13 protein-coding genes are annotated in these 12507 nt (G+C 67.9%); 5 read left to right on the top strand and 8 right to left on the bottom strand.

What is annotated here, in order from left to right:
* The 4 genes from A5648_RS20715 to A5648_RS20700 all read right to left on the bottom strand — a co-directional run.
* Positions 1–551 (bottom strand): alpha/beta hydrolase (locus tag A5648_RS20715; protein WP_207511797.1); only part of this gene is annotated, 551 nt, incomplete at its 3' end.
* On the bottom strand, positions 548–2203 hold the full coding sequence (locus A5648_RS20710) for a thiolase C-terminal domain-containing protein (protein ID WP_065026355.1): 1656 nt from the start codon (positions 2201–2203) through the stop codon (positions 548–550). The genes A5648_RS20715 and A5648_RS20710, both read right to left, overlap by 4 nt.
* Positions 2200–2409: a ferredoxin gene (locus A5648_RS20705; RefSeq protein WP_065026354.1), complete on the bottom strand. Its 210-nt coding sequence runs from the start codon at positions 2407–2409 to the stop codon at positions 2200–2202. The genes A5648_RS20710 and A5648_RS20705 overlap by 4 nt, the downstream gene beginning before the upstream one ends.
* Positions 2406–3704 carry an NADH-ubiquinone oxidoreductase-F iron-sulfur binding region domain-containing protein gene (locus A5648_RS20700; RefSeq protein ID WP_065026353.1) on the bottom strand — a complete coding sequence of 433 codons (1299 nt, stop codon included), beginning with the start codon at positions 3702–3704 and terminating at the stop codon, positions 2406–2408. Before A5648_RS20700 ends, A5648_RS20705 begins: the two co-directional genes overlap by 4 nt.
* Positions 3705–3733: 29 nt before the next feature.
* On the opposite strand from A5648_RS20700, the gene A5648_RS20695 reads away from it, so the two are divergent.
* Positions 3734–4204, top strand: coding sequence for a hypothetical protein (locus A5648_RS20695; RefSeq protein ID WP_082966619.1), 471 nt, complete (start codon positions 3734–3736; stop codon positions 4202–4204).
* A 5-nt stretch (positions 4205–4209) separates the two neighbouring features.
* Here the strand turns inward: A5648_RS20695 and A5648_RS20690 are convergent, their stop codons facing one another.
* Genes A5648_RS20690 through A5648_RS20675 form a run of 4 tightly spaced genes read right to left on the bottom strand, consistent with a single transcriptional unit; the run spans position 4210 to position 7753 of the window.
* Positions 4210–5076: an alpha/beta fold hydrolase gene (locus A5648_RS20690; RefSeq protein WP_065026351.1), complete on the bottom strand. Its 867-nt coding sequence runs from the start codon at positions 5074–5076 to the stop codon at positions 4210–4212.
* 16 nt (positions 5077–5092) lie between these two features.
* Positions 5093–5485, bottom strand: a complete 393-nt coding sequence (locus tag A5648_RS20685) for a Rieske (2Fe-2S) protein (protein ID WP_065026350.1) — start codon at positions 5483–5485, stop codon at positions 5093–5095.
* On the bottom strand, positions 5486–6628 hold the full coding sequence (locus A5648_RS20680; protein WP_065026349.1) for an amidohydrolase family protein: 1143 nt from the start codon (positions 6626–6628) through the stop codon (positions 5486–5488). It lies immediately after the preceding gene.
* A 27-nt stretch (positions 6629–6655) separates the two neighbouring features.
* Positions 6656–7753 (bottom strand): amidohydrolase family protein, encoded by a 1098-nt coding sequence (locus tag A5648_RS20675; RefSeq protein ID WP_207511795.1) that lies wholly within the window; start codon positions 7751–7753, stop codon positions 6656–6658.
* Positions 7754–8020: 267 nt separating this feature from the next.
* Between A5648_RS20675 and A5648_RS20670 the strand changes: the two genes are divergently transcribed.
* From A5648_RS20670 to A5648_RS20655, 4 genes are read left to right on the top strand one after another with little or no spacing between them, the layout of a single operon-like run.
* A complete protein-coding gene (locus A5648_RS20670; protein ID WP_065026347.1) occupies positions 8021–9034 on the top strand; it encodes an acyl-CoA dehydrogenase family protein in 1014 nt (337 codons plus the stop codon).
* The gene (locus A5648_RS20665) at positions 9018–10193 is read left to right on the top strand and encodes an acyl-CoA dehydrogenase family protein (protein ID WP_065026346.1); all 1176 of its coding nucleotides are present in this window, start codon (positions 9018–9020) and stop codon (positions 10191–10193) included. The genes A5648_RS20670 and A5648_RS20665 overlap by 17 nt, the downstream gene beginning before the upstream one ends.
* 15 nt (positions 10194–10208) lie before the next feature.
* On the top strand, positions 10209–11342 hold the full coding sequence (locus A5648_RS20660; RefSeq protein WP_065026345.1) for an LLM class flavin-dependent oxidoreductase: 1134 nt from the start codon (positions 10209–10211) through the stop codon (positions 11340–11342).
* Positions 11339–12505: a sulfotransferase family protein gene (locus tag A5648_RS20655; protein ID WP_065026344.1), complete on the top strand. Its 1167-nt coding sequence runs from the start codon at positions 11339–11341 to the stop codon at positions 12503–12505. The genes A5648_RS20660 and A5648_RS20655 overlap by 4 nt, the downstream gene beginning before the upstream one ends.
* Positions 12506–12507 lie beyond the last annotated feature (2 nt).

The following is a 12507-nucleotide window of genomic DNA, read 5'->3' as shown; positions in this document are numbered from 1 at the left end:
CCGCGCAGCACCTCGTCGGGATACAACGATGCCGGCTCCCAGAGCAGTTCGCGCAGGCCGACCGGTCGCTGGCCGGGACCGGCCTTGCTCAGCACGTCGCGCGCGGCGGCCTGGTAGTGCAGCCCGGTGCCGGCCAGTTCCAGGCCGAGCAATTCGTCGCCGCGTTCATCGGCTGCCATGCGCAGCGCCAGTTCGCACCCGTTGGAGTGGCCCAGGACGAACAGTCCGGCGCCCCGGTCCCGATCGCCGAGGATCCGCTCGAGCGCCCGGTAGGCGAGCCGGACGCGCTGCTGAGGGTCGTCCATCGACTCCGGGTACAGCGCCGAAGCGCCGTAGCCTGGCCGGTCCAGGGCGATCACGGTGTAACCCAGCGCGGCACCGGCTCTCAGCAGGGACAGGTGCGGCTGGCCCGGGCAGTCGAAATACGCCGACGTGGTTCCGCCGCCGTGCAGGGCGACCACGACGGCGCGCGGCTCGGGGACTTCGACCAGCAGCGCCGACATCGGGATGCCGTCGGCGCTGACCGTCCGCGGGCGAACGGCTGGACTCATGTGTCGGTCCGCAGCAGCATGACCCCGCTGGGGGTCAGCCCGCCGCTGCTCGTCACCGCGACCCGGGCGCCGGACACCTGACGCTCGCCCGCCTCGCCGCGCAACTGGGTGACGGCCTCGTGGATCAGCCCCATTCCGTGGGTGCGGCCGTGGGAGAGCTGACCGCCGTGGGTGTTCAGCGGAAGCACCCCGTCGCGGGCGATGTTGGTGCCGCCGTCCAGAAAGCTCTTGGCCTCACCGATACCGCAAAAGCCCAGCGCCTCAATCCAGGACAGGCAGTTGAAGCTGAAGCCGTCGTAGAGCTCCGCGACATCGACATCAGCCGGGCGCAGTGAGGTTCGCGACCACAGATGCGCGGCCTGACCCAGCACCTGAGGCTCGTGGGTCAACGTGCTCTGGTCCCAGTCGGTCCGCTCGATGATCTGCGTGCCGACCGCCTCCACCAGCACCGGCGGCTTGGCCAGATCACGGGCGGCGTCTACCGCCGAGACGATCACCGCCACCGCGCCGTCGCAGGGCACATCGCAGTCATAGAGCCCGAACGGCGTGGTGATCATCCGGGCCGACAAGTAGTCGTCCATGGTCATCGGGTCGCGGTAGATCGCTGCCGGGTTCAGCGCGGCATTCGCCCGCTGGTTCAACGCGATCCAGCCCAGCGTCTCGCGGGTGGTGCCGTAACGGTGAAAGTGCCGCTGGGCGTTCTGTGCCAGCGTGTGCGCCGCGGAGGTCGCGCCGAACGGCATCTGCCAGCTGGTCGTGCGCTGTCCGCCCGGCGGCGAGGCTTTGCCGGCCTTGAGCAGCTCGCTGAACGTCGATTCCCACACGGTTCGGAAACACAGCACATGGCGCGCGAGTCCGGCGGCAACGGCCATCATCGCGGCGATAACAGAACCACCGGGCCCGAAGGTGTCCATGCCGCCGTTGATCCAGGTCGGGCGCAATCCCAAAGCGCCCTCCAGTGCCGTGACGCCGCCTTCGCCCATGCCGGCTACGTCCAGGCTCGGATACGTTGAGAGCCCGTCGATGTCATCGAAGGTCAGCCCGGCATCGGCGACGGCCGCCTGGCATGCCTCCACGGTCAGTGCCAGCGGCGCAACCATGAGTCGACGGCCCAGTCGTGAAGCGCCGACCCCGGTGATCGCCGACTTGTCTTCGAATTTCTCGGTACTCACCATCGGGCGCACGTGCTGTGCGAAGTCCTCGGGTGCGATCTCGTCGGCGGGCAGCGGCTTGGTCTCCGTGCTGTCGGCCACCGGCCGGAACAGCGGCAGCCACACATCCTCGATGTTCTCGAAGACGACCTCCACCTGCTGGCCGAGCTCGAGCTGGCCCGGATCGCAGTCGAGGATGTTGGTGGTCAGTCGAACTCGGGGATCCTCATTGATCGCGACCTGCGCCACCACGTAGGGCGCCGGCATGCCGGGCAGGCTGAACCGGTGGTTGACGGTGAACCCGGCCAGGGTGGCCCGCCCGGAAACGTCGCGCACGCCCATGTTCTGGCTGCGGCAGTACCGGCACACCGGTTGCGGTGGATGGATCAGCGCCGCGCAGTCCCGGCACTCCTGGATGCGCAGCACGCCGTCGGCACCTGCGGTCCAGAAGAACTCGTTCTCGAGGGTGATCGAGGGCAGGGGGCGGCCCGGTGCGCTCATTCGGCATCGTCCTCGGTGATCTCGATGATGGCGTGTACCGGGCAGTCCAGCAGGGCGCGCATGACGTCATGCTCGTCCGCCTCGTCCACCGTGCCGTCGCCGGTCAGGGAGGCGTAGCCCCAGTCGTCGAGGGAGAAGTACTTGGATGCGTGTTTGGCGCAGAACCCGAATCCGTCGCACATGGTGCGATCCAGCCGGATCTTCATGGCGTCACCTCCTCGACCGCGTAGGGGCGTTCGGCCCGGAAGGCGCTACCGCCGCAGGTCGCACAGGCGCCGTCCAGGTGCTCGGCCACCGATTCCGGGAACCGGATCAACAGGCTCGCCGCCACATTGGTGGCGCCGTCCAGCGTGCCGCAGGCGCCGCGCCCGGGCAGTACCCCGGCCCAGCGTTGCAGCCGCTCGACCTCCTCGGCGGTCGCTGCCCCGTCTCTCAGCGCCTCGGCGACTGCTGCCATCGCGGCGGTGCCGTTGAAGCACGACCCGCACTGCCCGGCGTTCTCCCGCCCGAAATAGGCCAGCACCGAGGCCGCCACCGCGACCGGGCAGTCGTCGGTCAGCACCGCCATCGCGCCGCAGCCCAGGCCGCTGCCGCCGGCACGCAGGGTCTCGTGATCCAGGGTGGCGTCCAGCGCTTCGCGGTTCAACAGGCCGGAGAAGTAGCCGCCCATCAGCAACCCACGGACCTGGCCGAGCGGAACCCCGTGCAACTGCAGCAGTTCGGAGACCGCGATACCGTGCGGCAGCTCGTAGAGCACGGGCGGCCGGCCGCCGCCGGTCACCGTCGCCAGGAACGTTCCCGGGGACAACGCGGTCCCGGCCGAGCGGAACGCCACCGCGCCGTGCCGCTGCAGATACGGAAGATTCGCCAGCGTCTCGACATTGGAGACCAGCGTCGGTCGCTGGGCGACCCCTTTCTGGTAGGGGCGTGGCGGTTTGTCGGTCGGCTTGGCCGGGCCGCCGTTGATCGCCCGCACCGCTGCGGTCTCCTCACCGGCCACATAACCCGCGTCGACGGTGAACACGCTGATCGTCATCCCGCCAAGGACTTCCGGGCCGACCTCGGCCAGCGCATCCTCAACGCTACGGGCCGCTGCCAGGTCGGAGACGTAGACGTAGGCGCGGGTGGCGGCCACGGTGGCGGCCGCCAGACGTAGGCCGTCGAGCACCAGGTGGGGGCGGTTGCGCAGCAGCCAGCGGTCTTTGATCGACGCCGGTTCGCCCTCCTCGCCGTTGGCGACGACGACGGCGTCCCGGCCGTGGCGGGCGCTGGCGGCGCGCACCGACGCCAACTTGACTCCCAGCGGGAAGGCCGCGCCCCCGCGCCCGAGCAGGCCGCTGCGTTCCACCTCCTGAAGGAACTCGTCGGCGTCGGCGAGCGCACGGTAGCCGCCCGCGGCGATGTAACTGGCACCATCCTCGATGCCCTCACGCAACAGACGCGGTGCACAGTCCGGCCAGGTGGCGACAGTGATATCCGGTCTCGCGGCAGTTGTCGTCATTGCCACCTCGTTTGGCTAGGCTCGCGGACGTGAGAACAGCGGTGGTGCGTGTCGACATCGACCCGACCGGGCAGCTGACCCGTGAGCAGTTGGCGGCCGGAATGGCGACGCTGCGTGACCTGGCCGGGCGGGCCGGCGTCGAGCTGGTGGAGACCGACGTTGCGGCGATGCCGGCGGGCCGGCGCCAGGTCCGGTTGCTGATCACCGGGGCCGACACCGACCTCGTCGACACCGGTACCCGCTTGTGCGCCAAGGCTTTCGACACCGCGCCGAAGCCCGGTGTGGTGACCTACGTGAGTAGGGGCACCGATGACGACGCGCACGGAGTGCTGGCTGGGCTGGGGCTGACCGGCGAGATCGGCCGGACACCGGGAGCGAACGGTCTGGACGTCGTCCACGTGACCCTGGCCGAATCGGACGTGGCGCGGGTCGGCGAGAGTCGCATCCACACCGCGCTGGAGGCGTCGCTGAACTGCGAGGTTCATATCCACAGCCGCTGAGGTCATCAGCGACCCAGGAATTCCAGGATGGCCGGGGCGGCCTGCACCCAGGTGTCGAACATGTTGAAGTGACTGACTTTTCCGGCGGCGCGCTCCTCGCCGGCCCGCTCCCAGGCGTCCTCGGGCCACGGCGGGTCGATCAGTTCGGATCCCTTGATCAGACAGCTCACCTCCAGCGAGGTGCGTTTCGGGTGATCCCAGTCGTTCTCGCCGCCGCGGATGATGAGCGTGGGAACCCTGATGCGGTCGAACATTTCGTCGTCGACACCGGGAATCGTCTGCCCCGGCTTGGAGACGAAGGCGTTCAGCCAGCGCAGCATCACCTTGAGGAACTCGTCGGAGTCCAGCTCGAGCAGCCGCTGCTTGTTCGCCGGGTTCTCCTCGATGCGCTCCTGCCATTCGCGCAGGCCCACCAGCGCCTGGGTGCCGCCGCCGCGTACCGCCAGAATGTTGGGCACCACGTAATAGGACCCCAGCACGAAGGAGCCGTACACGCCGCCGACGATGTTCCACAGCACCAGCTTGGTGACCAGCTCTGGATAGAGCATGGTGGTCAGCATGGAGTCTCGGGCGCCGCCCGAGCCGCCGGCGATGATGCACGGCCCGGTGCCCAGAGCGGTGAGCAGTCCGTGCAACGTTTCGGCGCGCATATGCGATTCGGACTGGCCGTAGAACTGCACATCGGAAGCCCCGCAGTTGGGGCGGTCCCACAGCAGCACCCGGTAGCCACCCTCGACGAGTTTGTCGGCCAATGGGCGCAGTCCGGGGATCTCCTTGGAGAACCGGCCGCCGGGGGTTAAGACGATCAGATCGCCTGCGTCGCCGAGGATCTCATAGACGACGTTTCCACCGTTGATTTCGACTGCGGGCACCGAAAACTCCTGTGTGCTAGGCCTGGACCAGGACGTCGTCGCCGACGACCCGCACCGGGTAGGTTCGGATGCTCCACTCGGGCTTGACCGCGGTGGTGCCGGTGGCCAGTTCGAAACCCCACTGATGCCAAGGGCAGTAGATGTATTCCAAGTCCCGGACCGTAGCGGCGTCTCCCGGCGCGGTCTCATCGACGACGGTGCGGCCGCGCAGCCGCCCGGCGCACAGCGGCCCGCCCTGATGCGGACAGAAGTTCGCGATCGCGTAGAACGTCCCGTTGATGTTGTACACGCCCACGCCGTGATGCCCGATCGGCACGAGTTTATGGGTGCCGGGCGGGATTTCGTCGACAGTGGCAACGATGTGCTCGCGGCCCTGGGCCAGCCGGGGCCGCTGGTCGTCGTGGCTCATTCAGAACACCCGTACCTGACCCTCGAGGGCCGGGACCGTGTCGGGAAGGTGGTAGGTCTTCAAGCCGTTTTTGAACATCACCGCTTCGCGGGCCGCCTTGGGCAGGTGCTTGACGAGCCAGCGCGGGTCGTCGAACGTCCAATGCGGGTAGTCGGAGGAGTACAGCAGAATCTTCTCGCACTCCATCCACTCGAAAGCGCGCATCAGCTCGGTCTTGTCCTCCGGGTAGTCCAGCGGCTGGGTGGTGAATTTGATGTGGTCCTTGACGTATTCGCTGGGTTTGCGTTTGATGTCCAGCCACGACTTGCGCGCCTCGTAGATGGCGTCCATGCGCCACATCAGCGGCAGGATCCAGGTGAAGGCGTGTTCGACGAGCACGATGCGCAAGGTCGGGAACCGGTCGAAGACGCCGTCGAACACCAGACTCATCACCTGGTTCGCCGCGAGCAGCGAGTAGGTGACCATGAAGTCGTGGTTGTAGCTGGGCATCCCCACCGGCGGCATCGGCAGCTCTTCGTGGTGGCTGCGGGACAGGTGACAGCTGACGGTGATGTCGTGTTTGGTGGCCGCGGTCCAGATCGGGTCGTATTTGGGATCGCCCCACGACGGCCGCGGCTCGGCCTTGATCAGGACCTGCGCCATGTAGGGGTGGCCGGCCCACTTCTCGATCTCGGCGGCCGCGCCGGACGGGTCCTCGATCGCGACGCAGATCGACCCGCGCCACCGCTGGTGCCAGTTGTTGTGGCTGTCCAGCCAGTGGTTGGCCTGCCAGTCGTTGAGCGCACACGACATCGCGTGCTGGGCTTCGAGGATCCGTGCCGGGTAGGCGGCGGGCTCCAGGATCGCGAAGTCGGAGCCCGCCTCCATGATCAGTTGTTTGAACGCCAACTCCGGGCTGCTGCCGGGGAACTCACCGTCGGACGGGAACGCGTCGACGCGCATCGCGAATGCGTGCGCGTAGTCGGGGGCGTCGTAGTAGATCTGTTCGCCAATCCGGCGGGTCAGAAAGTACTTGCTACGCCACGGCTCGGGAATGTACGGGGTCAGCTCGCCGCGCCGCGGTACCGGATGGACGTCGGAGTCCACGCATCGCACGGCGACACGCTCGGCCGCCGGCTTGCGCTCTGTGGCTGTCACGGTCATGGTGCTCTCCCTTGATCCAGCTGTTCTCTAGTGTGCGCCCGCGGCGGCCGGAACGGCCGGGATTTCTATGCCGTAAAGCCGGCTGGCATTGCGCCAGCACAGCTTGTCGCGTTGTTCGGCGCTGAACGTGCTCGGCACCGCCAATTCATTGCGCTGCCAGTGCGGATAGCTCGACCCATACATCACCATGTCGTCCTTGCCGGTGAAGCCGAACCATTCCCCGGCGAACTCGGTGTCTCCGGGACCGTCCATGGCGCCCTGCACGAAGTACACATGCTCGGGCAGGTAGTCGCTGGGCATCTCGGGTGCCCACGGTGTCTGCTCCAGGTGTGGCCTGCCGAAGGTGTCCATCCGCCAGATGAACGGGGTCAGCAGATCCGCGCCGCCGTCGGCCCAGACGAACTTCAGCGCCGGCATCCGCTCGAACACGCCCTCGGCGATCATGTTCATCAGGTGGTACAGGTAGTTGCACGCCATGAATCCGACGTACTGCTCGTAGGTGCGGGTGCCCCCCGACGGCGTCGGGGAGGCGGCGATGCCCGAGCCGACCTCGATGTGCGCGGCCACCGGCAGGCCGGCGTCGATCGCCGCCTCCCACAATGGCCAGAACTGCGGCTTGCCGAACAGCTCGCGGGATTGCAACGGAACGCCGATCTGCACCACCCGCGGGTGGTCCTTCCACCGGTCGATCTCCTTCAGCGCTCCGGCGATGTCGTCTGGGTTGACCCGGATCGTGCCGCGGAAGCGCTCGCCGTGCTCGGGGTGGTCCAGCCAGCGTGACACCAGGATCTCGTTGTGCGCCGCGGCGATCGCCGACCCGAGGTGCCGATCGGGCATGATCCCGCGCGTCATCGGGTGCAGCACCGCCACGTCGACACCGCGGTCGGCGAACAGATGCTGGGCCACCACGTCGGGGTCCGAGCCCGGGTATTGGCCTTTCGCGCCCTCGGTGCCCGGGGCATACTCGCCGCCCGGCGCCCCGTACCAGTCCATCTCGTAGTCGGGGAAGCCGCGGCTGCGATAGGGCTCCCGCAGGTAGCTGCGCAGATCCTTGTTGGACGCCGCGAAGATGTGCACGCTGGCGTCGACGACGGGCGTCCCGGTGCCGTCCGGGTGTTCGATCATCAACTCCGCCCTTCATTCGCCGGACCCTGCGCCCGCCACAGAGCGTGCTGCGGGGAGTCACCACGAGCCGGACTCCATTGTATAGCTGTATTCTTTGCTTGCAAGAACTGGATTCTCATACGTGGGGCGAGCGGCCGGTGCAGGCAGGCGGCACGGCGACCGCTTCCAGCCCGCGATACGGTGTGGCAGCACGGTATCTCAGATTGAGATCGTTACATTCGCTAACGAGAATGTTATTCTCGACGGGCGCGTGGAGGAGGTGACGCAATGCTGTTGGAGTTCGATGCGGATCAGCGACTGTGGCAGGGCACAGTGCGCGACGTGGTGGGCAAGCAGTGCTCGCCCTCGCTGGTGCGCGGTGTGGCCGAGGCCGTGGCCGGCTCGGACGATGCGATCGACTCGTTGTGGAAGGTCTACGTCGATCTGGGCTGGACCGAGTTGCACGAGCCGGAGACCGCGGTAGAGCTGGCGATCGTCCTCGAAGAACTGGGCCGCGCCACCGACCCCACGCCGTTCCTGGCGACCATGACCCAGTTCGCCCCCCTGGTCGGTGAGCACCATCGAGGCGACGGTTCGGCCGGCGCGGCGGTGTACCGCGGCGTGAGCGCCTACCGCAACGCCGCCGGCTGGGTGCTGGACGGAACCGCGCTGAACGTGCTCGATGGTGATCGGGCCGAACGGCTGGCGGTGGTCGCCGATGCCGGGGTGTTTCTGGTCGACGCCGCCGCGGTGACGACGCGGACAGCCTCGGTGTTCGACCCGACCCTGCACGTGGCCGACGTGTCGTTCAGCGGCGTCGAGGTGCCTGACACCGCGCGGATGCGCGTCGACGTCGAGCGGGCCCGCCATGTCGCGCTCACCGGGATGGCGATGACGATGGTGGGCGCCTGCCAGCGGATCCTCGATCTGGCACTCGAGCACGTACGCGGTCGTCAGCAGTTCGGGGTGCCGATCGGCTCGTTCCAGGCGGTCCAGCACAAGGCGGCCGACATGCACGTGGCGATCGAACGTGCCCGGGCGCTGGCGTATTTCGCGGCGCTGACGATCGCGGCCGACGACCCCCGGCGGCGGATGGCGTCGGCGATGGCGAAGGCGGCGGCCGGGGAATGTCAGTCGGTCGTCTTCCGGCACGGGCTGCAGCTGTTCGGCGCGATGGGCTTCACCTGGGAGAACGACCTGCAGTTCGCGCTCAAGCGGGCTAAAGCCGGTGAGCTGATGCTCGGTGGTGCCGCGGAGCACCGCGCGGCCATCGCAGAGGAGTACCTTGCAGCTCACGTTTGATCCCGAGGTCGAGGAGTTCCGTGCCGAGTTCGCGGCCTTCCTCGACGCCAATCTGCCCGCCGAGGCCGACACGTTGGAGCGGCCGCGGTCGGTGTCGCACATGCCGGAGTGGGCGCGCCGCTGGCAGCGGTTGCTGTTCGACAACGGCTGGCTGCTGCCCGGCAATCCGCCGGAGTTCGGCGGCCGAAACGCCACCCTGCTGCAGCAGTTCGTCCACTTGGAAGAACTGTGTCGGCGCCGGATTTATCACAGCTTCAATCCACAGGGTGTGAATATCATTGCGGCGTCGTTGCTTTCGTTCGGCAGCGATGAGCAGAAGCGGCGCTGGGCCGTGCCGATTCTGCGTGCCGAGATCACCGCGTCGCTGGGGATGAGCGAGCCGAGCGCCGGCTCGGACCTGGCGTCGCTGCGGACCAGGGCGGACCGCGACGGTGAGGATTTCATCGTCAACGGCCAGAAGGTGTGGACCTCGGGTGCTCACGACGCCGATGTGCTGCTGACGTTCGTGCGCACCGATCCCGATGCACCCAAGCACAAGGGCATCAGCGTCTTGTTGATCCCCACCGACACCCCGGGCGTGGTATGCCGCCCGTTCCCCACCATCTGCGGGATCGACGACAAAGACTTCAACGAGGTGTTCTTCACCGATGTGCGGGTGCCGGGGGAGAACCTCGTGGGCCCGCTCAACGGCGGTTGGCGGGTGGCCAACGGATCCCTCGGGCACGAACGCACCATGATGTGGCTGGGTTTCGCCGACCGGCTCGACAATGTGATCGCCGATTTTCGCCCCGACGGTGCGCTGGAACGCGACCAGTTCGCCACGGCCGTCATGGATTATCAGGCGCTGCGCCTGCTCGGCTCCCGGGCGCTGGCCCGGGCCGCCCGCGGCGAGGAGGACGTGCCCGCCCTGTCGGTGCTCAAGCTGCTCGGCTCCGAAGCCGAGATGTACGCCACCGGTTACGCACTGGACGCCGCGGGGTCATCGGGTCTGATCCACCCGGCCAGTTCCGGGGCGTATGCGCCGATGAACCTCGACAGCTACTTCGCCAGTTGGTTCGAACGGCACGCCCGGAGTTTCTCGGGCACGATCGCCGGCGGCACCTCGGAGATCCACCGCAACATCGTCGCCCAGCAGGTGCTGGGCCTGCCCCGCGGTTGACGCGATAGGACGCCGATGTCATGCGTTCGGCCGGCCGCGTTCCTGCGGACCACCCTGCCCCTGGACCTGTCGACGCTGACCGAGTTCGACACCGGCCGATACCATTCCGTCTGGATGCCCGACCATATGGTCAGCTTCTGGCCGGATGCCTTGTGGACACCGGAATTCACCGATCTGGCCACCGTCTCGCCCTCGCCGCACCGCCATCTCGATGCCCTGGCGGTCGCAGCCGCAGCAGCCGTTCTGACGGAGCGGGTGCCCCTGGCCACCAGTGTGGTGGACACCGTGCGCCGCCACCCGGCATCGCTGGCCCAGAGCGCGCTGACCATCGACCACTTGTCGAAAGGCCGCTTCATCCTCGGACTGGGCAGCGGTGAGCGGGAGAACATCGTGCCCTACGGCTTTGATTACGACCGGCCGGTGAGCCGTTTCGAGGAAGCGCTGCAGGTGATCCGGCTGCTCTGGGACAGCGACGGACCGGTGGACTTCCAGGGCGCCTTCTACCGCCTGGACCATGCTCGAATGGACACCGAGCCCCACGATGGGCGTGTCCCACCGATCTGGATCGGTGCCAGCGGCCCACGGATGCTCGACATCGTCGGACGCTACGCCGATGGATGGTGGCCGGCCGGGGCGTGGACCCCCGAGCAGTACGGCGAGATGCTGGGCGCAGTGCGCGAATCGGCGCAGCGCGCCGGCCGTGACCCGATGGCGATCACGCCGTGTTTCGTCCAGGTCTGTCTCATCGGCGACGACGACGACGCGCTTGCCGAGATCGCCCGGACGCCACTGGTGGCGTCCTTCCTGCTGCAGGTGTCCGCGCAGGTGTTGCGGCGCTTCGGGTTCGATCATCCGATGGGCGAGGACTGGGGCGGATTCCACGACATCGACCCGGCATTGCTGTCACGGGAGCGCATTCTGGGCTTCCTGGATCGGTTCGAGGCGGAGGCGCTGCTGGCGATCGTGCCGCACGGCACACCGAAAGATGTCGCCCGCATCATCAAGACGTACGTCGATGCGGGCCTGAGGGTCCCCAAGATCCTGGACTACTCGGCCATGGCCGGACTGGACTTCGCTGCCGCGTCCGCGGCACGGGTACGCGAGACCGAAGACGAACTCGCGGCGCTGTGCGAAGGCCGGACCGCATGACGACACTCGATGCCGCCGCGATGCTCGCCCGGGCCCAGCGCGAGACCGGATCTGACGACTACGGCGATCCTTCGCTGCCGGAGCGCTTCTCGGTGGCCGTGGCGCAATTGAACGGTTTCGGCTTGGACGCCGACGGCGCCGAACAAGCCCGGCAGGTCTCTCATTGGCTGCTCACCTCCCGGCTGGAGCTGATCGCCGACCGCGGCCGGCACCCGATCGGCGAGGAAGTCATCGACCGGCCGATGTTCGTCACCGGTGAACCGCGCTCGGGCACCACGCTGATGCACGCGCTGATGTCGGTGGATCCGAACGCCCGCGCACTGCGGTTCTGGGAGGTGATGTACCCCTCGCCGCCGCCGGGCCTCGCCGGGCCGGACGACCCCCGCCGCGCACGCGCCGATGCGGACTGGCGCGAGATCAACGCCCGGCTGCCCAAGTGGCTGCACAGCCATCCCTACAACGACATGCTCGGCGACGGTCTGCCCGAGGACGAACGCACCTGGGCGTTCGACTTCCGGGTGATGACACCGACCGCCTGGTGGCGGGTGCCGATGCCGGCGGTGGTCGCCGGTCTGCCCGTCGACGCGGCGGCACAGTACCGCCTGCACAAGGCCATGCTGCAGCAGCTCCAGTACGCACGGCCGCACAAGTACTGGGTACTCAAGGGCTTCCACGGGTTTCGGCTCGCCGAGCTGTTCGCCGCCTATCCCGATGCGAACCTGGTGTGGTTGCACCGAGACCCGGTACAGGTCGCGGCGTCACGCACGATGATGATGGCCGACATCCTCGACGGCATCGTCGGGCCGGTCGACCTGGCGGTGGAGGCCAAGAAGCACCTCGAGATGACGCGGGCCGGCATCGCCAACACCATGTCGGATCCCCTGGTCGACGACCCGCGGATCCTGCACGTCCCCTACACCGACTTCATCGCCGACCCGGTCGCGACCGTGCAACGCTACTACCGGTTCTGCGGCCGGCCGCTGACCGGCGAGGCCGAAACCGCGATGCGCCACTATCTGGCGCACAACCGCGGCGACCGGCACGGCAAGTTCCACTACTCGACCAGCGTGCTGACCGACATCGGCGAGGACCTGGGCGCGTTGCACGATGAGTTCGCGCCGTTCCGGGAACGCTTCGGTGTCCTCATCGAGAAGCGCGAGTGAGT

The sequence above is a fragment of the Mycolicibacter sinensis genome, from assembly GCF_001673565.1.
In the GTDB taxonomy this organism is placed as follows: Bacteria; Actinomycetota; Actinomycetes; order Mycobacteriales; family Mycobacteriaceae; genus Mycobacterium; species Mycobacterium sinense_C.
This window is presented reverse-complemented; position numbering and strand designations above follow the sequence as displayed.